22 protein-coding genes are annotated in these 24,329 nt (G+C 60.1%); 2 read left to right on the plus strand and 20 right to left on the minus strand.

Going from position 1 to position 24,329, the window contains the following annotated elements; translation table 11 throughout:
* Position 1: 1 nt before the first annotated feature.
* From AC6HU3_RS00815 to AC6HU3_RS00910, 20 genes are all read right to left on the minus strand, one after another.
* Positions 2 to 748 (minus strand): SDR family oxidoreductase, encoded by a 747-nt coding sequence (locus AC6HU3_RS00815; protein WP_497473912.1) that lies wholly within the window; start codon positions 746 to 748, stop codon positions 2 to 4.
* A 139-nt stretch (positions 749 to 887) separates the two neighbouring features.
* Positions 888 to 1,391, minus strand: coding sequence for a helical membrane plugin domain-containing protein (locus AC6HU3_RS00820; RefSeq protein ID WP_497473913.1), 504 nt, complete (start codon positions 1,389 to 1,391; stop codon positions 888 to 890).
* Between the two features lie 17 nt (positions 1,392 to 1,408).
* The gene (locus tag AC6HU3_RS00825) at positions 1,409 to 2,557 is read right to left on the minus strand and encodes an NAD(P)/FAD-dependent oxidoreductase (protein ID WP_497473914.1); all 1,149 of its coding nucleotides are present in this window, start codon (positions 2,555 to 2,557) and stop codon (positions 1,409 to 1,411) included.
* A gap of 114 nt (positions 2,558 to 2,671) precedes the next feature.
* Positions 2,672 to 3,919, minus strand: coding sequence for an FG-GAP-like repeat-containing protein (locus tag AC6HU3_RS00830; protein ID WP_497473915.1), 1,248 nt, complete (start codon positions 3,917 to 3,919; stop codon positions 2,672 to 2,674).
* 215 nt (positions 3,920 to 4,134) lie between these two features.
* Positions 4,135 to 4,575: a PCYCGC motif-containing (lipo)protein gene (locus AC6HU3_RS00835; protein WP_497473916.1), complete on the minus strand. Its 441-nt coding sequence runs from the start codon at positions 4,573 to 4,575 to the stop codon at positions 4,135 to 4,137.
* Between the two features lie 44 nt (positions 4,576 to 4,619).
* Positions 4,620 to 6,680 (minus strand): heavy metal translocating P-type ATPase, encoded by a 2,061-nt coding sequence (locus AC6HU3_RS00840; protein WP_497473917.1) that lies wholly within the window; start codon positions 6,678 to 6,680, stop codon positions 4,620 to 4,622.
* A gap of 132 nt (positions 6,681 to 6,812) precedes the next feature.
* The gene (locus tag AC6HU3_RS00845; RefSeq protein WP_497473918.1) at positions 6,813 to 7,715 is read right to left on the minus strand and encodes a YncE family protein; all 903 of its coding nucleotides are present in this window, start codon (positions 7,713 to 7,715) and stop codon (positions 6,813 to 6,815) included.
* Between the two features lie 12 nt (positions 7,716 to 7,727).
* Positions 7,728 to 8,291: a DUF2231 domain-containing protein gene (locus AC6HU3_RS00850; protein WP_497473919.1), complete on the minus strand. Its 564-nt coding sequence runs from the start codon at positions 8,289 to 8,291 to the stop codon at positions 7,728 to 7,730.
* Positions 8,288 to 8,995 carry a rhodanese-like domain-containing protein gene (locus AC6HU3_RS00855; protein ID WP_497473920.1) on the minus strand — a complete coding sequence of 236 codons (708 nt, stop codon included), beginning with the start codon at positions 8,993 to 8,995 and terminating at the stop codon, positions 8,288 to 8,290. Before AC6HU3_RS00855 ends, AC6HU3_RS00850 begins: the two co-directional genes overlap by 4 nt.
* Positions 8,996 to 9,008: 13 nt before the next feature.
* Entirely contained in the window at positions 9,009 to 10,217 is a 1,209-nt protein-coding gene (locus AC6HU3_RS00860; RefSeq protein WP_497473921.1) for a hypothetical protein, read from the minus strand.
* Positions 10,218 to 10,228: 11 nt separating this feature from the next.
* Positions 10,229 to 11,431, minus strand: a complete 1,203-nt coding sequence (locus tag AC6HU3_RS00865) for a multicopper oxidase family protein (RefSeq protein WP_497473922.1) — start codon at positions 11,429 to 11,431, stop codon at positions 10,229 to 10,231.
* A gap of 47 nt (positions 11,432 to 11,478) precedes the next feature.
* Positions 11,479 to 11,997 (minus strand): OsmC family protein, encoded by a 519-nt coding sequence (locus tag AC6HU3_RS00870; protein WP_497473923.1) that lies wholly within the window; start codon positions 11,995 to 11,997, stop codon positions 11,479 to 11,481.
* 36 nt (positions 11,998 to 12,033) lie between these two features.
* Positions 12,034 to 13,221, minus strand: a complete 1,188-nt coding sequence (locus AC6HU3_RS00875) for a hypothetical protein (RefSeq protein ID WP_497473924.1) — start codon at positions 13,219 to 13,221, stop codon at positions 12,034 to 12,036.
* Positions 13,218 to 13,736 (minus strand): c-type cytochrome, encoded by a 519-nt coding sequence (locus AC6HU3_RS00880; RefSeq protein WP_497473925.1) that lies wholly within the window; start codon positions 13,734 to 13,736, stop codon positions 13,218 to 13,220. Before AC6HU3_RS00880 ends, AC6HU3_RS00875 begins: the two co-directional genes overlap by 4 nt.
* Positions 13,733 to 14,254 (minus strand): c-type cytochrome, encoded by a 522-nt coding sequence (locus AC6HU3_RS00885; protein WP_497473926.1) that lies wholly within the window; start codon positions 14,252 to 14,254, stop codon positions 13,733 to 13,735. The genes AC6HU3_RS00880 and AC6HU3_RS00885 overlap by 4 nt, the downstream gene beginning before the upstream one ends.
* Positions 14,251 to 14,499 (minus strand): SHOCT domain-containing protein, encoded by a 249-nt coding sequence (locus AC6HU3_RS00890; RefSeq protein WP_497473927.1) that lies wholly within the window; start codon positions 14,497 to 14,499, stop codon positions 14,251 to 14,253. Before AC6HU3_RS00890 ends, AC6HU3_RS00885 begins: the two co-directional genes overlap by 4 nt.
* Before the next feature lie 60 nt (positions 14,500 to 14,559).
* On the minus strand, positions 14,560 to 15,171 hold the full coding sequence (locus tag AC6HU3_RS00895; protein WP_497473928.1) for a hypothetical protein: 612 nt from the start codon (positions 15,169 to 15,171) through the stop codon (positions 14,560 to 14,562).
* A gap of 98 nt (positions 15,172 to 15,269) precedes the next feature.
* Positions 15,270 to 18,428, minus strand: a complete 3,159-nt coding sequence (locus AC6HU3_RS00900) for an efflux RND transporter permease subunit (RefSeq protein WP_497473929.1) — start codon at positions 18,426 to 18,428, stop codon at positions 15,270 to 15,272.
* A gap of 48 nt (positions 18,429 to 18,476) precedes the next feature.
* The gene (locus tag AC6HU3_RS00905) at positions 18,477 to 19,613 is read right to left on the minus strand and encodes an efflux RND transporter periplasmic adaptor subunit (RefSeq protein ID WP_497473930.1); all 1,137 of its coding nucleotides are present in this window, start codon (positions 19,611 to 19,613) and stop codon (positions 18,477 to 18,479) included.
* 15 nt (positions 19,614 to 19,628) lie between these two features.
* A complete protein-coding gene (locus AC6HU3_RS00910; RefSeq protein WP_497473931.1) occupies positions 19,629 to 20,771 on the minus strand; it encodes a TolC family protein in 1,143 nt (380 codons plus the stop codon).
* Between the two features lie 622 nt (positions 20,772 to 21,393).
* Between AC6HU3_RS00910 and AC6HU3_RS00915 the strand changes: the two genes are divergently transcribed.
* Together AC6HU3_RS00915 and AC6HU3_RS00920 are read left to right on the plus strand one after the other, a co-directional pair.
* On the plus strand, positions 21,394 to 22,890 hold the full coding sequence (locus tag AC6HU3_RS00915) for a carboxypeptidase M32 (protein ID WP_497473932.1): 1,497 nt from the start codon (positions 21,394 to 21,396) through the stop codon (positions 22,888 to 22,890).
* Positions 22,887 to 24,326 (plus strand): hypothetical protein, encoded by a 1,440-nt coding sequence (locus tag AC6HU3_RS00920; protein ID WP_497473933.1) that lies wholly within the window; start codon positions 22,887 to 22,889, stop codon positions 24,324 to 24,326. Before AC6HU3_RS00915 ends, AC6HU3_RS00920 begins: the two co-directional genes overlap by 4 nt.
* Positions 24,327 to 24,329 lie beyond the last annotated feature (3 nt).

The following is a 24,329-nucleotide window of genomic DNA, read 5'->3' on the forward strand; positions in this document are numbered from 1 at the left end:
GTCAGTCGGAGCGGAGGCCTGAACCCGCAAGGTGCCGTCCCCCATCCACCCGGATGATTTCGCCGGTGATGGAGGTGGTGGCAAGGAGGAAGCGGGTGAGATCCGCGAGGTCGTCCATGGAGACCTCCCGCCGGAGAGGGGTCTGGTCCAGCACTTTCTGCCAGGCTTTTTCCGGGAGGTCCGGGGGCCGCCACACCGGTCCGGGGGCGATGGCGTTCACCACGCCCCAGGGGGCCATTTCCTTGGCCAGCGCACGAACGGCCGCGTGGAGAGCCCCTTTACCCAGAAAATAGGGAACGTAATCCGGATAGGGAGACGTGTCCACCGCCCAGTCTCCGAACACCACGGCGTGAAACTGGACTTCCAGACAAGCCGGATCCGCATCTTCCCGAAAAACCTGGACCATTTCCACGAGGCTTCCGGCCATGGCGTAGAAGTGGTCCATGAGATGGGACGGTTCCACCGATCCGAAGGGGGTTCGCCGGTAGGGCGAGGCCAGATGGACCAGCCCGTGGACGGGCCCTCTTTCCCGGGCAAGCCTTGCCACCCGGGTGCCCTCCCCGGGATGGGCAAGGTCGGCCTGAAGGACATCCACCCGTCGTCCCAGGGCCTGGCCCTCTTCCCGGAGGGCCTCGACCGCTTCCCGGGAAGATCGGAACACGACCACCAGATCATGTCCGTCCTTGAGGAGGCGGGAGGCAATCACCCGCCCGATCCGGCGGGTTCCGGTGAGGACGATCCGGCTCATGACAGAACGATACAGTGTGAATGTCGAATCTTCAGGGAAGCGGGGGCGACGGAGCAGCAGGAGAAGATGTCACAGAAGAGGACCGGACGTTTCAGGGCCCTCCGCGGTTCCTCGAGGAACCGCGGAGGGCATTCCTGGATTATCCGGACTGAAGGCGTTTCTGGGTTTCTTCCCGCAGGGCACGGAGTTCGGACAGTTTCTTTTCCACCTGGGCCATCATACCGGACATTTGCGCTGCGGACTGCTCAAAGGAGCGTCCCAGAACCTTGAGAAACAGAAAGAGGAAACCCAGGCCGTGCTGAACGTCGGGGTCCGAAAGCGCCTTGACGAATCCCATGGGCCCCATGCGGGGAGGATTTTTGAGAAGTTCCGGTGTAAACTCTTTCCCGAGCTCCTTTGCGAAGTTGTTGAACATCACGGTGATGATGGTGGGCTCGATGAGCTCCAGGATATGGAGGAAATAGGAAAGGTTGGCAAAGATTTTGAGGAGCTTGGGATCCGTGAGATAGGCTGTGGCATCTGAAAATACGTGGGCAGCTTCTTTCAGAAATTCGAGGCTCCCCTCCTGGTGCATCTGCACCAGGAGGTCCATGGTCTCCTGGAGTGCCGCGAGGGCCTTTTCGTCTTTGACTTCAAACGTCATGAGAAACCTCCTTTTGGTCACAGAAGCTGGGCAAACCAGAGGGCTTCAAACAGCATCTTGGCCAGACGAACCGCCTTCCCCCGTCCCAGCACACCGCAGGAAGGCGGGCCCTCCAGTTTCATGATCTGGGTGAAATCACACATGGGAAGCACCGCGTCGTCCCCGAAATCCATGATGCACATGGCCACAGGGTTGAAGCTCTCGCCCACAAATCCGCCCTTGATTTCTGCGGTGATCTCGTTGGCCACGTATTCAGCCTGAAAGTGCACCACCACGCCGGCAGGAGGGAGGTTCAGGGAAGGGTTGATCATGTCGCCGATCAGAAACATGTTGGTGTGCCGGGCGTGCCGGAAGGTCTCCGGGTCCACAATGGGAAAGCCGCGGGGGTCATGGGGGCCCAGATTCTGGAGGAGCCGACTGGGCTTGTGTGGGGGCACCATGATGAGGAGGTCAAACGGAACCTCCCGGCCGTCTTCACTCACCACCACCTTTCGGGATTTGTCAATGCGGGTCACGTTGAAGTTGCCTTCGAACACCACACCTTTGTTTCCGAGGATTTCCGTGATCAGACCGCTGATGGCGGGCCCCATCCCCGCAAGGGGCGCCGGATCGGGATGAACCAACGTGATGCGGGATTGTTTGCGAAGCATCCGGGAGCGGAGGACAAAATCCAGCTGACCGGCCACCTCATAGGGGGCGGGAGGACACCGGTAATAGGGCCCTGTGACCCCGATCACCACATCTCCTCCCTGGAAGGCCTTGATCGCTTCCCGCATCTTCACAGAAGCCTCCGGAGACCAGGGATGATGGGCCACATCAAACCCTTCCATGAGGTCATCGTGGAGCTCCGCACCCAGAGACACCACCAGAAAGTCATACGCGAGCTTTCCGTTTTTGAGTTCCGCCTGCCGCTCTTCCGGATGAATGGCCACCACCTCGTCCTGAATCACCCGGATGCCTTTCCGTTCGAGCCGTTTCAGGGGCCGACGGACCTCTTCCAGTTCTTTGTATCCCAGCGCGACCCAGGGGAACGAGGGCATGAAATAGTGATACGGCGAACGGTCCACCAGGGTAATCTCCACATCTTCTCCCCGCAGATTTTTGGCAAGCCGGTTGGCCGCCACCACGCCCCCGGAGCCACCTCCGAGGATCAGGATACGTTTCATGGATCACCTCCCTTGTTTGGATGGGGCCATCGAGACAAGCCCGACAATTTTAAGTATACAGATTCGAACGGGAACAGTTTGTGGAAAGGAAAAACTTGACCTCAGAATTCCCGGTTACGGTCCCACCACGATCCGGCGGAGGGATGCGCCAGGGTCAGCTGGGATCATCCAGTAGAGACCGGGAGGAAGGCGGCCTGCCCTCGCCCGGACAAGACGCCCATCGGGTGTGAGGAGAAGCGCGGAGGAAGGAACTTGCCGGATCAACTGGAGGTTTCCGCCGGGTGGGCGCCCTTCGTCAGCGGAAACCGCACCCACCCGGTAGACCCGGAGGGAGTCCACCGCGTCCATCCACAGCGCACCGGAGGATGTTCCGAGGGACACGCTGGAGGAGGCCACCGGAAAGGTGTCCAGCTGTCCACCGGGAATCCACCCTCCCGAACCCTCTCTCACAAAGGTCTGGAGTGCGCCTGTTCCGTCCGATTGCCGCACCCATACCACCAGATCCAGAAAGGAATCCCCGGAAAACTCAAGGGATGCCATGGTGATGCCTGAATCGGCCACCAGAGGTCCCCACGCGACCCCCTGGGGCTGATCCTGAAAGGTTGTGATCCCGTTGCCCGAGATCGGAGATGCCCATTCAGGTGCGCCCGAAGGTCCGACACCCATAGAAACCATGTGGAGGGTGAGAACAAAAAGGGTGTCGCTGCCCGTCCCTGTGGTGTCCCCGCTCGAGTCCAGATCAACGCGATCAAATCCCACAGGGGTTGCAATGCGAACGCGGTCCACCCATCTGTCCCCATCCCGATCCAGAGCGAGGAAAGCGTAAAACTCCTCGGGCTGGCTATAGACCAAGCGGGGATGCAGGCCGAAGGTGTCCAGGGTGTGGGCTTCCAGCATGCCGTCACGGAGGAGAAGGAGATCCGTCTCACCTGCAGGCGACCAGAAGTCTCCGCACAGAAAATCCACCCATCCCGTGATGCCCGATGCCACCGTCACCGGATCCGCCCCCGGACGAAGGCGAACCCGGAGATCCACAGGCTGTGTGGATCCGCTCCCGGCGGCATACACCACGTCCAGCACACCGTCTCCCTGCACATCGCACAGCGCCACATCCAGCACCCCGGCCGTGTCCTGAAAGGTGTCCGCGGGGATGAATCCGGAGGATCGGTGAAGATACAGGGTGATGAACTGGCCGAGACGGTGGCCCACCGCCATATCTCCCGTGCCATCTCCATCCAGGTCACCGGATGCAAAGGATCGGAAATCCGCAAACCGTTCCAGCGTCTGACCCGGTTCAAACTGCGCGCCGAGCAGCGCTGGAAGGAAGAAAATCAGCAATCCCACGCAGTCTGTCCGTCCCATCCAGCCAAGGATCCGGGATGGGGGCCGGTCTGTCAAATCGGGGAAGCGGATAACCGATGATGCGGTCCAGAAAAACCGTCCTCTTTCGAACTCTTCCGGGGGCGACGGGCGCATTTCTGATGGAAAGCTCAAGAATGAACGGGTGGGAGAAAGACGCCCACACTTTCCACAACCCACGGAACCCCCGCCCAATCAGGGGCTCATGGGCGATTCCCTTATAACCCTGCGGGGGGCTGGGGCGTGGGGGTTGAACGCAACCGCGGATCGGACGCGTACACCGCGTCCACCCGGCGCCGGATTTCGCTCACCGACAGTCCTTTTTCCACACCGTCCTCCACCCGGAGCATGATGTCCACGCAGATGTTGCAATAGGCGCCGTGATCATCATAGCCCTTCGAACCCCGCAGAAAACAACTCCGGATGCTCCGGTGTCCGAGCCGCCCGCATCCACAATAACAGGGCACATAGTCCAGCGCCGGATGACCTCTGAGCCGGTCTGCCGCAAGATAGGCCGCATAGGCCCGGGGATTGGATCGTGCGGTCACTGGGATACGGGTGGACTCTCGCTGGATCACCCAGAATCCCCAGAGGAGGAACAGGCCGGCTCCTGCCCCCCAGACAACCCACTTTTTCCGGTTTTTGCGTGTTCTTCTCATGGTCACACCTCCCGATCAGGAAGATCTACCTGTTTCCACAGCATCTAGGCGTTGATGGCCACCACGACCGTGGAGAGGCTCATGAGCAAAGCCCCCACAGCCGGAGACAGAAGGATCCCCTTGAAGGCCAGGACGCCTGCGGCCAGGGGGATGGCCACCAGGTTATATCCGGTGGCCCACAGAAGGTTTTCCTGCATCTTCCGGTACGTAGCCCGGGAAAGAGAAAGGAGGGCCACCACATCCCGTGGGTCGTTCCGCACCAGCACGATGTCGGCGGACTCCACCGCCACATCCGTTCCTGCGCCGATGGCAATCCCCACATCCGCCTGAACCAGCGCGGGGGCGTCGTTCACCCCGTCTCCCACCATGGCCACAACCTTTCCCTGCTCCTGGACTTCCCGAACCTTTGCCGCCTTCTCGTGGGGAAGCACTTCAGCAAAGAACTGATCGAGCCCCAGTTCCCTGGACACCCAGGCGGCCACCGCCCGGGCATCCCCCGTGAGCATCATTACTTCCAGCCCCATGGTTTTGAGACGCTTCACCGCTTCCCGGGATTCCGGACGGATCCGATCCGCCAGGGCAATGGCTCCCAGAGGTTTCTCCTCTTCGAGCAGAAACACCACGGTTTTGCCTTCCTCCATCACCCGCCGAACGTCCGGATGATCCACCGTCACATCGCGCTCTTTCAGATACCCTGGGCTCACCACGCGATAGATTCGGCCCTCCACCCGTCCTTCCACGCCCCTGCCAGGAAGCGCCCGGAACTCCTCCACCTTCGGAGCCGATCCCTCGAAGCTTTCCACAATCCCACGGGCGATGGGGTGTTCAGAGGAAGACTCCAGCGCCGCAGCGATCCGGAGAATTTCCCCTTCCGGCCGATCGCTCAGAGGAATGATGTCGGTGACGCCGAACCGGCCTTCGGTGAGGGTGCCGGTTTTGTCAAAAATCACAGCCTGCAGAATCCGTGCCCGTTCAAAGGCCGAGCGATCCCGGATCAGAAGGCCGTTCCGTGCGGCAAGGGTGGTGCTCACGGCAACCACCAGGGGAACGGCCAGCCCCAGCGCATGAGGACAGGTGATCACCATCACCGTAACCATCCGCTCCATGGCAAAGGCAAAGTCTTTCCCGAGAGCAAGCCAGGTTCCCAGCGTGAGCAACCCCACGCCAATGGCGATCAGGGTGAGCCAGAAGGCCACCCGGTTGGCCAGGTCCTGGGTTTTGGAACGGGTTTCCTGGGCCTGTTTGACAAGCTGGATCACCTGTGCAAGATAGGTGTCCGCTCCGGTTCGCTGCACCTCGATCACCAGCGCCCCTTCGCCGTTGATGGCCCCGCCGATCACTTCGTCTCCCGGTTTCTTTTCCACCAGTCTGGACTCTCCGGTCAGCATGGATTCGTTCACACTGGAGCGCCCATCCACCACCACACCATCCACCGGAATCCGCTCCCCGGGCTTGACCAGAACCCGATCGCCGGGTTCCAGCATATGGACCGGGACCTCTTCCACCGAGCCATCCGGGCGAAGGCGATGGGCCTCTTTGGGAATCAGCGCCGCAAGTTTCTCCAGGGCCCGGGAGGCCCCCAGAACGGATTTCATCTCAATCCAGTGACCCAGCAACATCACGTCAATCAGGGTGGCGAGTTCCCAGAAGAACATTTTGCCGGGGAAGCCAAAGACCACCGCCGAACTGTACCCATAGGCCACGGTGATGGCCAGAGCGATCAGGGTCATCATGCCCGGCCTTCTCCGGGCCAGTTCTTTCCTCATCCCGGAAAGAAACGGCCAGCCACCGTAAAAGTAAACCGCAGAGGAAAGGCCCCACAGAATCCAGAGCTGTCCCGGAAAGGTGAAGCGGAAACGGAACCATGTCTGAAGAGCGGGGGACAGGATCAGAATTGGAAGGGTGAGGAGCAGACTGATCCAGAACCGACGGCGGAATTCGGCCACGTGATGAGCGTGCCCCCCTCCATGATCTCCTCGGGCACTTTTGTGTCCGGTGTGCCCCGAATGGCTTTCCCGGTTCACCGGAGAATGCCGGTGATCCCCGTGGGCACGGTCGCTGTGCCCATGGGAAGGTCCAGAATGCTCTGGATGGGGCCTTTTCATGTTGTAACCTCCTCAGGGGCGTGTTGCGGTTCGCCCCCGTGGTGGGGCCGGACACAACAATCCAGAACTTCCCTCATGGATCCTGCATCCGGCAGATGCAATCTTCCCCCTGAGAATGATCAGCCCGGCATGTCATGGATTCCCTCGCACCGCAACCCAGAAGGGAAATCCCTCCACCGGAAGGGTTTTTTCCACCTGAAGAGACGGGAGGTCCACCACCACCACACCTGTCAGGGTGGTGACATAGGCACGCTTTCCCTGGAGATCCGATCGCACGCCATGAGGTCCCTGTCCCACCGGAATCCTCCGAACCACGGACAGATCCCTGACGGAGACCACGTTGAGACGGTCGGATCCGATCCCGGTCACCAGCACATAACGCCCATCCGGTGTGACGTCCACACCGTGATGTCCCCGGGTGAGGGGAATCCGGCGGATGATCTCCCAGCGGGTGAGATCCACCACGCTCAGGGTGTCGTCCTCCGCGCCTGCAACGAACAGAAACTTCCCATCCGGCGCGAGATCCAGATTATGGGGAGCACCGGGAACGTCCAGGCTCCGCAGGATTTTGTGGGCTTTCCAGTCCACCTCCACCACCCGGTTTTCCCCCTGAACCGTCACATAGGCGGTTTGCCCATCGGGAGAAAACCGGATGTTGTGGGGCATCTTGCCCACATGAATTTCCCCCACACGTCTCCCTTTCTGAAGGTCCAGCACCGCCACCGTTCCGTTCCCCTCTTCCGCAACCAGAGCCACAGATCCATCCGGGGAGACCTTGACCCCTTTGGGACTCTGTTTGACCGCTATGGTATCCAGAATTTCTCCGGTGGACGCCCGGAGCATGAACACGCGGTTTTCGGCAGAACTCACGGCGAGAAGCGTGTCCCCACCCGGACTCATGGACACGTAGGTCGTCACTGGACCCGTGGGGACCACCTGGATGGAATCCCCATGGAGAATTCCCACCCCTCCCCCGGCGCGGAGGGTGAACACCGTGGGGCTCATACCGATAAGAACACTCAGGAATCCCAGCATGGCTTGTTCTCCTTACCCGTGGGCCAGCAGCCCCCCAATGGACGCGGTGACGCTCACAAGAAGAGCGACGACAAGGCTCCAGATACGGGCCCACCGGCGGGTGGCCGGGAACCTGAAAAGGAGCGCCCAGAGAAAGAGGGAAAGGGTGGTGGCATAGCCCAGGATCTCATGGCGCTCCACCCAGGGGGCTTTGGGAGTACCTTCGAAGGGAGAGGCCTGAAAAAGACCCGTGACGACGGCTACAACTGCCGAAATCGCGGCAAGCCACACCAGGATCTCCCCCGATGCCTCCAGTCCCGGCCACCGGAGGGCAAGCCACACGAAAAGGACAGCCACCAGGCTCAGGGCAATGGGGAAGTGGATGAGCTTGTTGTGGAAATGTTCGGTGAGGCTCCGGATCAGGCTGGGCCCTTCCGGTTCAGAAGACAAAGTCCCGGGGGAGGGTTCCCCTCCCCCGGGGGGCTGAAGCTGGCCGTCCTGGACGGTGTCGGGCACCGGGGACACGGCATGCCCCTCATGGGCCGACAGGAGGCCACCGCCCAGGAGGAGAAAACCTGTGAGAATCACCCCTCTCATGGATTTTGTTCTCCCCTCCGGAGATACGCCTCCGGGTTCTTCTTGAAGGCCTCCAGCGTTTTGCGGGAGGCAAAATAGAGAGCTTTCCCCTGATAGCTGTAAATGATGGCCCGGGATTTTTTCACCCGCTCGCCGCTCACCGGATCCCGGGCCCAGATGAAGCGGTCGGGATTGGCTCGAATGGCCGCAGCGCACCCCGGACAGCAGCCGTAGTAGGTTTCCCCCTCAACCTCCACGGGGATCAGGTCTCGAGGATACACGTCGTCCTGAGTCATGCACACGCGAGATGCGGGAACCACACCGTCCGATGGAACAGACGCGGCCATCCCGGGTGGAACGAGATCCTTCCCCGCTTCTTTCCACTGGAGAATCCCTCCCGCGTTGAAAACGTGACGATAGCCCTGTTCCCTGAGCATGCGGGCAGCCTGCTCCGCCCTCCGTCCAGAGCGGCAATAGAGAACCACCGTGTCTTTTTCGGGATCTACCGGAACAGGGCGTTTCTTCGTGGCAAAAGCCTCCACAGGGATCAGCGTATCGGTTCCGGGAATGATCCCAGCCTGATGTTCTTCCAGCGTGCGGACATCCACAAGAAGAAACGACCGTTTTCCAGCTTCACGCTCTTTCAGCCAGCGGGAGAGCTGATCGGGCGTGAGGCGATGGCCCGTGGACAAAAGGGCGAGGGTGATCATCCACAGCGCTTGCATGGCCCCTTCCTCCTTAGGGTGCAAACCCGTGTTCGAGATTCAGGATGGTTTCCCGATCCATAAAGTAGTCGTTGAACATGGTTTCGTATTCGAAGGAGAGGAGGAGTTTCAGCGAGTGGTTGGTCTCGTAACCGGTCAGAGGAACCAGTCCCGGGGAAATGGTTTCGAACTCATACTGGAGACCAATGTCCATCCCGGCCCCGATCTGGTAAAATGCGCCCGCGATTGCCTTCATGCGCTGTTCTCCCTGATCGGGATAGGCACGCAAAGCCCCGGTGAGAGCCACGAGAAGCCGGGGAACCTGATAGGGGCTGCGCAGAAAACTCAGACTTGCCACAACCGCGTAACTCCGGGCTCGAGCAAGATCCCGCGGTCGCTGGAGTGAGGACTGACGTAATGTCTCCACCCCCGGAGTATAGGAACCCTGGAGCCTGAATTCCCAGTTGGCAAGGGGGTTCTGGGTGAGATTCAGATCAAGTCCCGCAGTCACCGTGTGAAGCAGTGCGTCGTTCAGGTCATCCAGCTGCTGGACATCATATCGAACCCCCAGTTTTCGTATGCGACCGGAAAATCGAACCGGGTCGGGAAGGCGATAGGCCATCTCAAGAGAAGCCATCTGCACGCCAAACTTGTCCAGAGGGGCACCTGAAGCATCGGTGACAGCCAGATTGCTCACCTGCAGTCGTTCCACGATGCGTGCCTGGTGCTGGAAAAGCGTGATCCGGGCCACATTTCCATAAAGATCGTACTCGGTTGCAGGGGCATCGGAAAAAGCGTTGAGCACATAGGCATAATCCACCAGATCGTCGTCCCGGAGGGTGGGAAATTCGAGGACAAAGTTTTCCAGGCGGCTTCGCCCCACAAGCAATTCCCACGACTGACTCCACCAGAACACGTGGGCCTGATCGAAGTAGATCTGCCCCAGACGGCTGTCGGCATCGGGGAAGGTGAACCCGATCACCGTTCCCATCACCTGACCCCGGTTCACCCCATAGAGTTTTCGGTCCAGCCGGAGAAGCAGATAGGTGTCGGAGAAGTCGTTGATCAGTTCGGTCTCACGATTCTGGCCGATCAGAGCGACGTCGGTGTTCAGAGAGACCAGTCCCCGTCCTCCAAGGGTGATCCGTGGACGAACCTCCTGGGCCCTTCCGAAAGCAAGAGGAATGAGAAGCCCTGTGATGAGAAACCATCGGGCGATCAGCGTCTTCACATGGAGCTTCATGGTGCACCTCCTCACTGATCCAGGCTCACCATGGGTTTGAACCCATCCCGTTCGGCCATCTCTTCATATACGAGCAGGGTGAGCATGCCACCGGGATACACACCGTTGTTGGTCACGCGCGTTGTGATGTGATCGTGAAAGGTCCAGTAGCCGGGATTGTATCCTTCGATGACGATATCTTTGGTCTGACCCGGCGCGATGTCCAGCGTGTTCATCTTGATGGGGTGGGGGAGGGGATTGCCATCCACCGCCACCCACCAGAACTGGTGCCCGTGGAGGTGAAGGGAATGGATAAGCTCTCCCGCGTTGATCAGACGAACCCGGATGGTTTCTCCCTGGCGAATCAAAATAGGGTCGGTCATGGGATAGGATTTTCCGTTGATCGCAAAGAAGTTGGGGGTGAGATCTGCACCTTCACGGCTCTGGTTCCGTTCAGGAAGATACGGGGGGATCCAGCCCTCTTCCACCGCTTTCAGAAACTCCTGAACGTTCTTGAACACCGCCAGGGTACGCGCGTCGAGTTTCCCGTGTTTCATGAGCCAGATCCGCTGTTTCATCCGCTCAAGCATCCGGTTGAACTCATCCCGCAGAAAGAAGGAATCAAAAGTCTCCAGGACCAGTGTGTAATCCCGGCTGTACTGAAAAGTCTTCTTGATGGGATCATCGTCGGATTCGATGATGATGGCTCCATGCATGGCGTGGGCCATATGGAAAGGTGTGGCGAAATGGCAGTGGTACCAGCGGGTCCCGGCAGGATACGCCCGGAACTTATACACAAAGGTCTGTCCCGGCATCACCGGTTTCTGGGTAACGTAGGGGACGCCGTCGTGTTCGTAATACACGTCCACACCATGCCAGTGGATGGTGTGGAGAAGTTCGGTTTTGTTCGTGAATCGCACCCGCACCCATTCCCCTTCCTTCACCCGGAGTTCGGGACCCGGAACCTGGCCGTTGAATGTGAGCATGTGAAGCCTGACACCTGGAAGGAGTTCGTGGAGGGTGGTGACCACATCAATGTTAAATTCCCGGTCATAGGTGAGCCCCTCATCTTTCTGTGGGGGGATCGGTATTTCTTCTTTCTCCCTCCACTCAAAGGTTTTCCAGTCATACGCACCCAGTTTGCCGGCCATCAGCATGCCTGCGGCTCCCGCTGCTGCGGTCTTCAGAAACCCTCTCCGGTCCATTCTGCGCTGGGTTTTCTGGGATTTGTTCACGTCGGGCCTCCTTGTTTCCCGGTTTCCCCTACCCCCACCCGGGTCCATCACACGAACCTGGACTCAAAGGGCACCGGGTTCTGCACCGTGAAGGCCGCCGGGCACTTCTGGTCGGCCAGGGTGCGGATTTCCTCCAGCACCTCGCCCGGCGCGTCAGACTCCACATCCAGTTCGATCCAGACCTTTTCCACAATGGGTCCCTCTTCGATCTCAAACACCGCCTTCATGTTCACCACCGAGGCTCCCCGAACGGAAAGTCTGCGGATGTCCACCCCCTTCTGGGCCGCGATGGTCATGAAGGTGGTGGCATAGCAGGAGAGCATGGCAAACACGCAGTACTGCACGGGATTGGGGGCCGTGCCCTCACCGCCGCTCGGTGGAGGTTGATCCGTCACGAGTTCCACCGTCCCCCGGGGATATTCCAGGGTGGCTTTGAACTGGCCCGGTCCATCCACCACCAGCCACTGGCCTTCCACCAGGAACTCCTTCTTCTCCGGGAACTCACCCCGGAGGATCTTCTCCCGTGTCTCCTCGAGGGCCTTCAGGTTGATGCGGTTTCTCAACATGGTCATCCTCCTTTTTGGGTTTTATTTGGATGGGACCTAAAACGCGTAGTGCATCCCAACAATGCCCTTTTCACCTCCTTTGGCCTGAAAATCATAAAGGTATTCTGCGAGCAACTTGACATTGGGGGAAATATAGACTTGCAGATATCCGTTGATCCAGGTTCCTCTGTCCGGAAAAGATCCCGTTTCGGCACCCACGTGCTGGAGAGCCACCTGACTGGATGGTTCTTCAGGCTTGAGATTCCTGAATCCCTCCACTCGCAAACCCGTGAGCCACACGGAGGATGGGATATATGTGAGCTCGATATACCCCGTTACAAATTGACCCGGATCACCGTCTCCGTGGGGGTTGCTCTGGGTAGCATAGTATCCTACACCGGAAAGGAGCATACGCGGATTCAGAAACAGATCAACATCCACTCCACTTCGCGTGTATTCGTCAGAAACATGCCCTCCTTCCGCCATCAGGACCGGCGCCGGCGCGTCTTGTGGAGGCTCAATTTCAGCTTCTCCAACCTGTGCAAACAGACCTGCCTCTCCCCGCGCAAACGTGCGCCGAATTCGGGCAAAAACCCCACGATAATCTGTTTCGCGAATAAAATCCAGAAAGGCTGTCCACTTCCCCAGGAGGTTCAGTGCAATTTCAAAAGCATGTTTGGAAGAGACCAGCTGGTCGGGATTCATCCCCAGACGTGCCTCATATGCCTTGGGTTCAAAATGGGTCATCAGAGTTTTGCCCGGAGAATTGGCAAGGGGAAGCTCGAATTTACCGAGACGAAAGGAAATCGGCATCCCCGGAACGGTCCAGCGAGCCCAGGCTTCATGAAGTTCGCCAGGACCGTCGTTGAGCACCAGATGGTGATGGAGGTAGGCCGAAAGGTTGGGACCGATCTGGCCTCCCGCGAAAATCTGGAAGGCCTGAACCTCGAACTTTCCCTCCTTCACATCTCGCCCTTCAAAACCAAAACCGGACATTCCCTGGAGCGCCACGGGGAAAAAGTCCTTCCACTCCCAGGGTCCCTGGAAGGCGGAAGGATCCTGCAGGGTGTATCCCCTGTCCCGGAAGGTTTTGCCAAAGGGATTGAGCCGGGGATACGCCACGTGGCAGGACTGGCAGTTCATGCCCGTCTGCCGGGCGAAAGCCGGCAGACTGCTTGCGTCCTCGGGCATGCCCAGGAATGCCAGCAGGGCCGCCAGAGTGAGGATACGGCGTCCGTCCTTCATGGCACACCTCCTGCTGGGGATGGAGGAACAGACGATTCCTCCATCGGTTTGACCTTCGGGAAACCTTCCCGAAGGTAGGCCACCACACTCCAGATATCCTCTTCGGTGAGCAGGCTGTCAAAAGCCGGCATGGCCGTTCCCCGCAACCGTCCTCCCCTTCGGATACGTTCAAAAAAGTATCCATCCGGAATGGCCGGGACCTGCGCAAGAGCCCGGAGGGCCGGGGGCGGTGGAAAGAGTGCCTGAGCAGCCGGTCCATCACCCCATCCATCAATCCCGTGACAACTCGCACAGAACGTCTCATACACCCATCGTCCCCGGGCCAGGACGGAATCCGTAGGAGGAAGGGGGTTGCGGGCAGCAAAATCCCCTCCATAGGGAGGCATCATCCACCGGTGGTGTCCCCACCACCCTCCCCACCATCCTCTTCCCGGAAATCCCCACACCCACAGGAGCCCAAAAAATCCTGCCAGCACCAGGGCGGCACCCAGCCAGAGATCCTTTCGGGATCTCATGGAGAGGTTTCCTCTGTGCGTTCCGAAGCATCTTCCTCCTGAAGGGAAGGAAATCCCGCTCGCATATACAGGATGATCTTCCAGATCTGCTCTTCGTTCAGAACCTCTTCCCATGCTGGCATGGCGCTGCCAAAGGCCTGACCACCTTTCTGGATCCGCCAGAAGAGATAGCCGTCCGTGGTCATGGGCATGGCCACCGTATGGGCCAGAGGCGTGGGGGGCGGATTGAGCTGCTGGCCGGCGGGCCCATCTCCCCATCCTCTGGAGCCGTGACAGGTGGCACAGTACTGCTCGTAGAGTTTTCCTCCTTCTGCAATACGCTCCGGTGTGGGGTCAAGGGGATTGGTCATCCGGGCATATTTTGGGGGTATGGAGTGAAAGGCCTGCATCCGGATCCGCATCCAGCCCCCTTCCATCATCATGGGTCCTCCCCTCATCCCGGGCACGGCTCCCAGGGGCAGGGCCAGCAGCAGACCACCCAGGGTCCATAACAACCGGGATCGTCCGGGACCGTTCATGACGTCTCCTCCAGGTCTTTTTTCATGTTCAGGTACTCCTCCCGGGTGATTTCTCCCCGGGCATAGCGTTCTTTCAGGATGGTGAGGGGATCCCTCTGTGTTCCGGGAGGCGGAGATCCCGGTGCGTTGCCGTTGGGGAGAAAAGAGCGGATAAGATAGAAAATCCCCACCAGAATGAGCAGCCAGAACAGCACACCCAGAAACATACCCCATCCTCCACAGCATCCCATGCCCCACATCATCATGATGGCCTCCGTTGCAGGGGAGGGCGGGGCTCACGCCCCACCCTCCGGTTTTTCGCTCGATCATTCATCGCTTTTGTCCGAAGGTGCAGAGGGACCGGGCATCATGGGCATGTTTCCCATCCGCTGCATCATCTCCTGCATCTGGGGAGACGGCATACCGTGCATCATGGGCATGCCACCCATTCCCATCATCCCCTGCATCCCGAAGAGCCTGGAAAAGGCTTCGGCCCCCAGAACCTTGCGAAGTTCCAGAATCCCTTCCCGGTTGATTTTCTGAAGTTTCATCCGGGCCTGGTTCAGGCGATCAAAGGCTTTTGCAAGGTCGCGCTCCGAAGTTTTGGAGTCCTGGAGCAGCGTGGCCAGCTGGATCTTCGCGATCTGGACTTCCGTTTTCTGCCGGAGAAATTCGGGGAGTTTCGTGTTGACAAGATCCCGCAGGACTTCACCCTTGTCAGGTGCCATCTGCCGGGCCTTCATGAGGAGGTGGGGAAACATGGGCTCCATCATCATCATCCCGTGCATCCCCATCATGCCTCCCATCATTCCGTGCATGGCCATCATCCTGCCACCCATGCCACTCATACCGCCCATCCCGCTCATGTTCCCCATGGGCTGGGCAGATAGGGTTCCCACCAGCAGGAGTGCTCCTGCAAGCGTGGAGAGTTTCTTCATGGTCCTTCCTCCTTTTTTGAGGTTGATGTACTTCATACCCGGGAGAAGTATACACCCCCGGATGAAGCCTGTCAAATACCCCATGGATGTATCTGGTTTCACATCTCGCGCTCCCGCGCTGCCATGCTCCGGATCCTCCGGGCGTGGATGAGGTAATACACCGCCGGAAGCACGAAAAGGGTAAGGAACGCTGTAGAGAGAATGCCTCCGAACATGGGTGCGGCGATGCGCTTCATGATGCTTGCACCCGGACCGTGCCCCCACATCAGGGGCGCCAGACCCAGAAGGAGGGCCATCACCGTCATCATCACCGGGCGAAGACGTTCCACCGCTCCGGCAAGAATGGCCTCTTTCAGGTCCTCCAGGGTTTTGAGCCGTCCCGCCGCTTCCCATTCCTCCCGGTATCGGTCCAGGAACATCCACAGGATCACCCCGATTTCGGCCGCCACCCCCAGGAGAGCGATCACGCCGACCCCGACCGCCACGGAGAAGTTGTACCGGAGAGCCCACAGGAGCCAGATGCCGCCCACCAGCGAAAAGGGCAGGGTGAGCATCACCGCAAGGGTGGGAAGCATGCGTCCAAAGTTGAGATACAAGAGGAGAAACACCACCGCCAGGGTGAGAGGAAGAATGGTGGCCAGGCGCTGGTTCGCCCGGGCCATGTATTCGTATTGCCCCGAAAAGCTGATCCGATAGCCTGGGGGAAGATCCAGGTTTTCATCCAGCATGGTGCGGAGTTTCCGGACAAATCCGCCCAGATCATCCGTCTTCACATCCACGAACACGAAAATCACGGGCACCGCGTCTTCGGAGAGCACCAGGTTGGGTCCTTTGCGAAGCTGGATGTCCGCCACCTCTGAAAGGGGAATCCACGCACCGGGCTTGCCCGGGAGGGTGAGGGGAAGGTTCCGGATGGCTTCCACGTCGTCCCGCAGATCCCGGGGGAGGCGGACGATCATCCGATATCGTTCCCGCCCCTTATAGATGGGAAGGCCCATCAATCCTCCCAGGGCCATCTCCACCACCTGGTTGACATCCTCCAGACGGAGCCCATACAGTCCCAGTTTGTGACGGTCGGGACGGATGTCCAGATAGAGATTCCCCAGAAGACGCTGGGCCACCACACTCCGGACTTCGGGAAGCATTTTGGTGTGCATTTCCACCTGGTTGGCCAGGACCTGGAGGGTCTCCACACTGGGCCCATAGATTTTCACCCCCACCGGTGTACGGATTCCCGTGGTGACCATGTCGATCCGGTTCTTGATGGGCATGGTCCAGATGTTGGGGAATCCGGGGACCTTGAGCACGCTGTCCATCTCTTCCACGAGTTTCTCGAACGTCATCCCCTTGCGCCATTCTCTGGGATCCTTCAGGAGGATCACGGTTTCGATCATGGAAAGAGGTGCGGGATCGGTGGCCGTTTCGGCGCGCCCTGCCTTGCCAAACACCAGTTTCACCTCCGGGAAGGTCATGAGAATGCTATCCTGAATCTGAAGAATTCTCCGGGCTTCGGTGACCGATAGGCCGGGAAGGGTGGTGGGCATATACAGGATGCTCCCCTCTTCGAGCGGAGGCATGAATTCCGAGCCAATCCGCCGGGCGACAGGGATGGACACGAGAAGCACCACCAGAGCCGCTCCCACCATCCGCCACGGATGCGCCAGGGCCCGGCGGGCAAGGGGTTCGTAAAACCGGTGCAGGATCCGGTTGACGGGGTTTTTGTGTTCAGGAGCCACCTCGGGACTGATCAGAATGGAAAGGAGAGAGGGGGCCAGGGTGACGGAAAGGATGGCGGCAAAGAGCATGGAAAAGGTTTTGGTGAAGGCGAGAGGTTTGAAGAGACGTCCTTCCTGAGCTTCCAGAGCAAAGACGGGGAGAAAGGAAACGGTGATCACCAGGAGGGAGAAGAAGAGAGGACGTCCCACTTCGACGGTGGCCTGATGGATGGCCTGGAGACGTTCCTGATAGGTGAGCCGCCCTCCCTTCCGGTTCTGAGCTTCCTCAATGCGTTTGTGGGCGTTTTCGATCATCACCACCGCCGCGTCCACCATCGCTCCAAGAGCAATGGCAATGCCCCCCAGGCTCATGATGTTGGCCGTGATCTTCATGCCCGCCATGGGGATGAAGGACAGGAGGATGGCCACCGGGAGGAGGAAGATGGCCACCAGAGCGCTCCGCAGGGACCAGAGGAACACGATGGCCACGAGGGACACGATCACAGACTCCTCCACCAGAGCCCGAAGCAACACGCCGATGGCTTTGTGAATCAGCTCGCTCCGGTCATAGGTGGTGACCACCTTCACCCCTTCTGGAAGGGTGGACTGGAGTTCCTGGAGACGGGTTTTCACCCGGTTGATCACCCGGAGGGCGTTTTCTCCCTGTCGCATCACCACCACACCGCCCACCACATCCCCCTGTCCGTTGAGATCCGCCACGCCCCGGCGGGGGGCCGGTCCGAACTGGACGTGGGCCACGTCTTTGACATAGACGGGCCTCCCGTCCCGGCCCCAGCCCACCACCGTGTTTTCGAGATCCTCCAGGCTTCGGACATACCCCAGGCCCCGGATGATCACCTCCCGGCCTTCCCACTCGAAGTTTCGTCCTCCCACGTCCCGGTTGGCCTTCCGAACCGCCATCATGAGATCCCGAACCGCGAACCCGTGGGCGGCGAGTTTCACCGGATCCACGACGATCTGATATTCTTTCACCAGACCCCCGACGCTTGCGACTTCGGACACGCCCGGCACGGCCTGGAGGGCATACCGGAGATACCAGTCCTGAAACGTTCGAAGATCGGCGAGGCTCCAGCGACCGGTGGTGTCCACCAGGGCATACTGGAACACCCAGCCGAGACCTGTGGCATCCGGTCCCAGGGTGATGCCCGCATCGGGGGGAAGGTCTTTCTGGACCTGTGCAAGGTATTCCAGCACGCGGGAACGGGCCCAGTAAAGATCCGTCCCCTCCTCAAAAATGACATAAACGAAGGCGTTACCGAACATGGAATAACCCCGCACCGTTTTCACACCGGGTGCGGAGATCAGGCGGCTGGTGATGGGATAGGTGACCTGCTCCTCCATGAGATCGGGACTCCGTCCCATCCAGGAGACGTGCAGGATCACCTGGGGATCCGTGAGATCCGGGATGGCGTCCAGCGGTGTGCGAAACAGGCTGTATGCCCCGATCAGCGTGGCAAGAAACGTGAGGAGAAACACCAGCCCCCGGTTCCAGAAGGACCAGTCAATCAACGCGCGGATCATGGTCAAAAGCTCCTTTTGTCTTTTGTTGAGGATTCTCTGCCTTTCTCATCAGTGCGCATGTCCTCCCCCACCGGTGACGGAAAGCCGGCTCTCTGCATCCAGCAGGAACGTCCCCTGCGCCACCACCGCTTCGCCTTCTGAAAGGCCTTCGGTGATCGCGGCCCAGGTGTCGGTAAGGGCCGTCACCTGAACTTCCCGGGGCATAAAATGGTTGGGAGAAGTTTCCACGAAAACGATCCAGGTGTTGCCGGTCCACACAAGCGCGTTTCGGGGGACACGCAGCACATCCGACAGGGTCCGGGCGATCCGGAGCACCGCACTCATCCCGGGACGGAGTTTCACGCCGGGATTGGAAAATTCCGCCCGCATCTGGAGGGTTCTTGTGCGGATCTCCGCTGTGGGAGAGAGAAAGATCACTTTCCCGGTGAGGGTTGTGCCGTCCATCAGGGACACGTCCACCCGATCCCCTTCCCGGACAAAGGCCAGATCTTTTTCAGGGAGGAAGGCTTCCACCCACACCCGGGAGAGGTCCACAATTTCAAAGGCCTTCTGCCCCGGACGGACCCGGTCTCCCTCATACACCCGTTTGTTCATCACCACGCCCGAGACGGGGGAAAGGAAGGGAAGTTCATACAGCACCGTGTCCTGCGTTTCCAGATAGGCGATCACTTCCGGGGAAACACCGAGAAGCCGGAGACGGGTGCGCACCCGGGCCTCCAGGCGGGCATCCCCGCGGGCCCGAGCCTGAAAGAACTCCTCCTGCACCTCGGCAAGGGTGGGGGAATAAAGCCAGAACAGGGTGTCTCCCTTCCGAACGGTTTTCCCCTCATAGTCCGCCAGAAGGCGGGTGATCCATCCATCCACCCGGAGGGTGATGGACACCCGGCGATCCTCCGGCGTGCGCACTTCCCCGGCAAGCCGAAGTTCTTTTCGCACCGTTCCCCGCTCCACCTTTGCTACCGCCACACCGATGGCCTGACGGATGGCCGGAACGAGCTGCACCATGCCATAACCTTCCGGCATGGCAACCTCCTGGCCCGCCCCGGCATCCGTCGGTTTTTCCGACGTCTGGTGCTCCGAGGGGGCCGCATGATCACTGTGCTGGGCGAAAAGACGCCCCGCGGACAGCAACAAAAGCGCAAGCCAGAAAACCTGGCCAGGCCGGTGAAAACGAACTCCAAACATGGTTCTTCCTCCTTTTTATTCCACATCCCAGCGATCGTACAGGGCCCGAAGCTGGACCCGGGTCACAAAGAGATCCCGCCGGGTTTCGTCCAGGTTTTTCAGAATTTCGAAGCGCTTGCCGTAGACGTCCAGCCATTCCAGATAACTGCGTTTCCCCGCTGTGAAGGATTCCTCCACCGAGGCGAGGAGCGTCTCCACTTCCCGAAGAGCTTCCTCCAGACGAACCTTCCGCACGGCAAGTGCTCGCAGACGGGCGGTGAGACTCTCCACCAGCGAACGGGTGGCGAGATCCGCCTCTCTCCGGTTTGCCCGGGCGGCGGCGAGCATGGCAGACGTGGAACGGTAAAGGGAAAGCTGCTTGACAGGAAACAGAAGGGGCACGGTGAGCATGGCCTGAGTCATGGTCATGCCCGACCGTTCCATTTGCATCACCTGAACCTGGATGGAGGGGAGGAAACTCCACAGGGCCCGACGGTTCTCCCGGAGACGCAGGCTTTCCAGCAATCGGCTTCTTTCCTGAGGCAGGCTCGGCGCATCAGGAGGGGAAAAATCGTCCTCCGGGATCCCCTCCACGGCCGGAAGGCTGTCCAGGTCCAGCAGGGCCTGAAGACGTGCCTGCGCTGCATCTTCCATGGCCCGGGCCTTTTCCAGCTGGGCTTCCAGCAGGAGACGTTCCACCTCAAAGCGGGTGGCCTCCATCAGGGGACGTCCGGTCTCATAGCGCTTCCCTGCGACACCGGTCGCCTCTTCCAGCCGCTTCCGATAATCTTGAATATAGTGGATGAGCGACCGGGCGTAAGCAAGGTCCGCATAGGCCCGGGAAACTTCAAAAAGAATCTGGCTCCGCGCAGAAGCGACACGCCAGGATGCAAGGTCGCGACGGGCCTGTGCTGCACGGTAGTTTTCCCAGAGCACCAGAGGAAAGGGCGTGCGCTGGGCAATCATCCATCCCCGCTCACTCCAGGGGGCCTCCATGGGGTCGAAGGTGTATCCCACCATGGGATCGGGAGGGAGGAGGGCCGGGAGGGTCTGTTGAGAAGCCGCCTTTGCCTCCATACGAGAGGCCTGGATGGAGGGATTGACTTCAAGGGCTCGCCGGAGGGCTTCCGGATAGGAAAGCGTTCCTCCGGTCTGAGCCAGCATCATCCACAGGATCATGGCCGGACCTCCGGGGTTTGAGGGCCATGGGTGCCCCATCCGATGGGGCGGGGGGTGCAGGGTTGGGTGGTGTTCCTCATACCTTTCCTCCTGTTTGGTTTTAAGGTGCTGGAATGCCCAAAACCCTCGGCCGCCTCAGGAGCGGCGGGTCGGGAGGAGGAAAGGCGGGATCAGCAGAGGAGGGCGACGGTATGAGCCCGGATCAGGGACAGTGGGGGTGCACGTCCCTCCGAAGAGGAACGGATCGGCTGCGTCTGTTTTCCCGGGAAAAGGGGGTCCACAGAGAGGGGAGAGCCCACGGAATACACACCGGGGAGTTCTGGAGACTTCAGGACAAGGGTGTGCGTCCCTTGAATCCCGTGGCAACCAACCATCGGGGCTTCATGGGGCAAATCGCACATATCCGCGGATGCATGCCCCATGGAAACGCAACACGAAACCTCACACGATGGCTCCGCCGCGGTGTTGGGAGCGTTTCCGAAAAGAACCACTGCCAAAATTACCGGATACATGACCATAGTATATGCCTCCGAAAAAGCTCTGTCAAGGTCGAGGATGAAGGTTCGGGCCTCACCATGGACAATATGAAACCAGGCCGAAACAAAAAGCGGGAGGAAAATCCATGACACCGAACGAGGCTTATGAGAAGTTGCTTGCCTGGAGCAAGGAACTGGCCCATCTCTCGGCTGCCACCAGTCTTCTTTACTGGGATATGCGCACCAAGATGCCCCGGAAAGCCACACCCTACCGGAGTGAGGTGGTGGCTTTTCTCGCCGGCGAACTCCACCGGCGCCGCACCCGCGCCGAGGTGGGAGAGTGGCTCGCTGCTGCATCCGAAGGGGACTTCACAAAGGATCCCCTCTCCCCTGAAGCGGTGAACCTCCGGTGGTGGAAACTGGGATATGAGCGGAGCCAGAAATACCCCGAAGCCTGGGTGAAGGAGCGGGCACGCCTTGCCACCGAGGCGGAAAAGGTGTGGGAGGTGGCGCGGCGGGATGACGATTTTTCCCTCTTCGCGCCGTACCTTGAGCAGCTGGTGCAAATGGCCCGGGAGGAAGCCGAATTTCTGGGCTATGAAGACGATCCCTACGATGCTCTGCTGGACCTTTATGAACCGGGCATGACCACCCGGCGCCTCCGGGAAATCTTTGAACCCCTGGCCCGGGAACTTCCGGACATCATTCGTGACCTCCCGCAGGCCACCCCCGATCTCCGCCCTCCCTATCCCCAGGCGGTTCAGGAGGAGTTCATCCTCCAGGTGTATGCCCACTGGGGGTTTGACGCAGAGGAGTTTCGTCTGGATACCACCGTGCATCCCTTCTTCACCCGGATCACCCCCGGCGACCTCCGGATCACCACCCGTTATAGCGAAGAGGATTTCCGCCAGGCCGTGTTCGGGGCCTTCCATGAAGCCGGCCATGCCCAGTATGACCGGGGGCTTCCGGCAGAACACTGGGGCACGCCCCGGGGATCGTCCATTTCCCTCGGCGTTCACGAATCTCAGTCCCGTTTCTGGGAAAACTTCGTGGGGCGGAGTCCCGCCTTCTGGGAGTTTTTCTATCCCCTCTTCCAGAAGATGTTCCCGCAGCACAAAGAAACCTCCCTGGAATCCTTCCTCCACACGGTGAACGAAATGCGTCCTTCGCTCATCCGGGTGGAGGCGGATGAAGTGACCTACAATCTGCACATTTTCCTCCGGTTCGAACTGGAGCACGCCCTTGTGAACGGCGAACTTTCCGTGATGGATCTGCCTTCGGCGTGGAACGAGCGGTTCCGGGAGCTGCTGGGCCTGGAGGTCCCCTCCAACCGGGAGGGCGTGCTTCAGGACGTCCACTGGTCCCATGGTTCTTTTGGATATTTCCCCACCTACGCTCTGGGCAACATCTACGGTGCGGCGTTCCATGCCCGTCTCCGGGAAGAGCTGGACCTTGAGGATCTCTTCCGGAAGGGCGAATTCCTTCCGGTGTATGAATGGCTCCAGAAAAACGTCTATGCCTGGGGGAAAACCTTTGGTCCGGAGGAGCTTGTGGAACGGGTGACCGGCAAGCCGGTTTCCGCCGAACCCCTGCTTGCCTATGTGAGGGAGAAGATTGCCTTTCTGAAAACCCTCCGGGTATGATTTTCCTGATCGTTTCCTTCTCCACCCTGGGGCTCACCCTGCGCTCGGCGGCAGGGCCCGCCGAGCGCGCCCTCCTCGGATTTCCGGAAGGGTTCTATCAGCCCGCCAGGGCCTGGTGGACGGCGCCCGGATTCTGGATGGGTGCCAGCGTGGGCTGGAAAGGTGAGCGTTCCGACACCCTGGTTCTTCTGGACGATCCGTCCATCGACCCGGACTCCGTGCCCTTTGAGGTCCCCATCCGTCTCCCCCTCACCACCCACCTGGATGCAACCGGCGGCGTGAGTTTTGTGGGCGGGGCGATCTCCACCCGGTGGGGCATGATGGGTGTGGGCGCAGGGGGTGGACTGGGCAACACCCTCGCTCTGGGGGGATCTTCCCGGCAGGTGCTCACGCTGGATGTGACCTTTGAGGACACCCTGACCCACCAGGATATCCCCGATCTGGACCCTCAGGAGCGGATACCCGTGTCTGTCCGGCTGCAGGGAGACCTGGAGATCACCCTCACCGGAGACGTTTCGTTCGGGGAGTCCCGAACGCCTTTCTTTCTGCATCTCGTCCGGGAAAAACCCTGGGGAAGCTGGGGGGTGGGACTTCTTCTGGAAGACGTGCGGATTCGCGGGGCGGGAAGCGCGGGAGTGGGGCTGGATGCATCGGCCACCACACGGGCAAGCGCCGTGGTGGATACGACGACCGGCTGGTCCCTGGTGGGGAATTTTGCCGGAGCCTTTCAGGACAGCACCCTCTTTGCGGTTTCGGTCACGGGCGAACTCCGGGCGCTCCAGCCGTCCCTCGGTGTGGGAGCCCTCCGCAGGTTTTCCCTCTGGCGCCTCCGGGGAGCGGTGGATGCGGGACTCTGGGCCACCCTCCCGGTGGACGCTTCGGGGGACCTTCGTGTCCGTGTGCTCGTGCCCACCTCCGAGCCTGCAGATGTCGCGTGGAGCTGGGACAGTCTCCAGGTGGACACCACGGCGCGGGTGATCCAGGGGGGTGGAACCCTTCAGATGGGAGCCCTGAAGGACACCGTGGTGGATCTGGTCCACGAGACGGGGACCTTCCACCTCCCCGGTGTCTGGGGAGGTCGGCTCGGGCTGAGCTTCGGCGTGGGCAGGGTGGACGTGGCCCTCTCAGGGGCGTTCACCGGACAGGGAGGGAGTCTCGAGCGGACGGATCTTCTGGCGGATCTGGGGTTGAATTTCCGGGTCTTTTCCCTTCACGGGATGGGAGGTCTGGTTTCTGCCCGCACGCACCTGGGCGAGGTTTCCACCGGGTGGCTCCCCATGGCCTATGGCGGCCTGCGTCTTGCGTTCCGGGTGGCCCGGCTGGACATCCGAACGGGGTTGCTGTATCAGAGTTCCCAGGCCGCCTTTCAGTTCCTTTCCCGGGAGGGAAGCCTTTCCCGGCCGATGTGGCTTCTTGCGGTGGGATACCGGATGTGAGTC

The sequence above is a fragment of the Caldifarcimen microaerophilum genome, assembly GCF_055387105.1.

Coding starts and splice junctions, on each gene's coding strand:
- AC6HU3_RS00815 (WP_497473912.1), bottom strand. CDS start 748: ATGAGCCGGATCGTCCTCACCGGAACCCGCCGGATCGGGCGGGTGATT.
- AC6HU3_RS00820 (WP_497473913.1), bottom strand. CDS start 1,391: ATGACGTTTGAAGTCAAAGACGAAAAGGCCCTCGCGGCACTCCAGGAG.
- AC6HU3_RS00825 (WP_497473914.1), bottom strand. CDS start 2,557: ATGAAACGTATCCTGATCCTCGGAGGTGGCTCCGGGGGCGTGGTGGCG.
- AC6HU3_RS00830 (WP_497473915.1), bottom strand. CDS start 3,919: ATGGGACGGACAGACTGCGTGGGATTGCTGATTTTCTTCCTTCCAGCG.
- AC6HU3_RS00835 (WP_497473916.1), bottom strand. CDS start 4,575: ATGAGAAGAACACGCAAAAACCGGAAAAAGTGGGTTGTCTGGGGGGCA.
- AC6HU3_RS00840 (WP_497473917.1), bottom strand. CDS start 6,680: ATGAAAAGGCCCCATCCAGAGCATTCTGGACCTTCCCATGGGCACAGC.
- AC6HU3_RS00845 (WP_497473918.1), bottom strand. CDS start 7,715: ATGCTGGGATTCCTGAGTGTTCTTATCGGTATGAGCCCCACGGTGTTC.
- AC6HU3_RS00850 (WP_497473919.1), bottom strand. CDS start 8,291: ATGAGAGGGGTGATTCTCACAGGTTTTCTCCTCCTGGGCGGTGGCCTC.
- AC6HU3_RS00855 (WP_497473920.1), bottom strand. CDS start 8,995: ATGCAAGCGCTGTGGATGATCACCCTCGCCCTTTTGTCCACGGGCCAT.
- AC6HU3_RS00860 (WP_497473921.1), bottom strand. CDS start 10,217: ATGAAGCTCCATGTGAAGACGCTGATCGCCCGATGGTTTCTCATCACA.
- AC6HU3_RS00870 (WP_497473923.1), bottom strand. CDS start 11,997: ATGTTGAGAAACCGCATCAACCTGAAGGCCCTCGAGGAGACACGGGAG.
- AC6HU3_RS00875 (WP_497473924.1), bottom strand. CDS start 13,221: ATGAAGGACGGACGCCGTATCCTCACTCTGGCGGCCCTGCTGGCATTC.
- AC6HU3_RS00880 (WP_497473925.1), bottom strand. CDS start 13,736: ATGAGATCCCGAAAGGATCTCTGGCTGGGTGCCGCCCTGGTGCTGGCA.
- AC6HU3_RS00885 (WP_497473926.1), bottom strand. CDS start 14,254: ATGAACGGTCCCGGACGATCCCGGTTGTTATGGACCCTGGGTGGTCTG.
- AC6HU3_RS00890 (WP_497473927.1), bottom strand. CDS start 14,499: ATGATGATGTGGGGCATGGGATGCTGTGGAGGATGGGGTATGTTTCTG.
- AC6HU3_RS00895 (WP_497473928.1), bottom strand. CDS start 15,171: ATGAAGAAACTCTCCACGCTTGCAGGAGCACTCCTGCTGGTGGGAACC.
- AC6HU3_RS00900 (WP_497473929.1), bottom strand. CDS start 18,428: ATGATCCGCGCGTTGATTGACTGGTCCTTCTGGAACCGGGGGCTGGTG.
- AC6HU3_RS00905 (WP_497473930.1), bottom strand. CDS start 19,613: ATGTTTGGAGTTCGTTTTCACCGGCCTGGCCAGGTTTTCTGGCTTGCG.
- AC6HU3_RS00910 (WP_497473931.1), bottom strand. CDS start 20,771: ATGATCCTGTGGATGATGCTGGCTCAGACCGGAGGAACGCTTTCCTAT.
- AC6HU3_RS00915 (WP_497473932.1), top strand. CDS start 21,394: ATGACACCGAACGAGGCTTATGAGAAGTTGCTTGCCTGGAGCAAGGAA.
- AC6HU3_RS00920 (WP_497473933.1), top strand. CDS start 22,887: ATGATTTTCCTGATCGTTTCCTTCTCCACCCTGGGGCTCACCCTGCGC.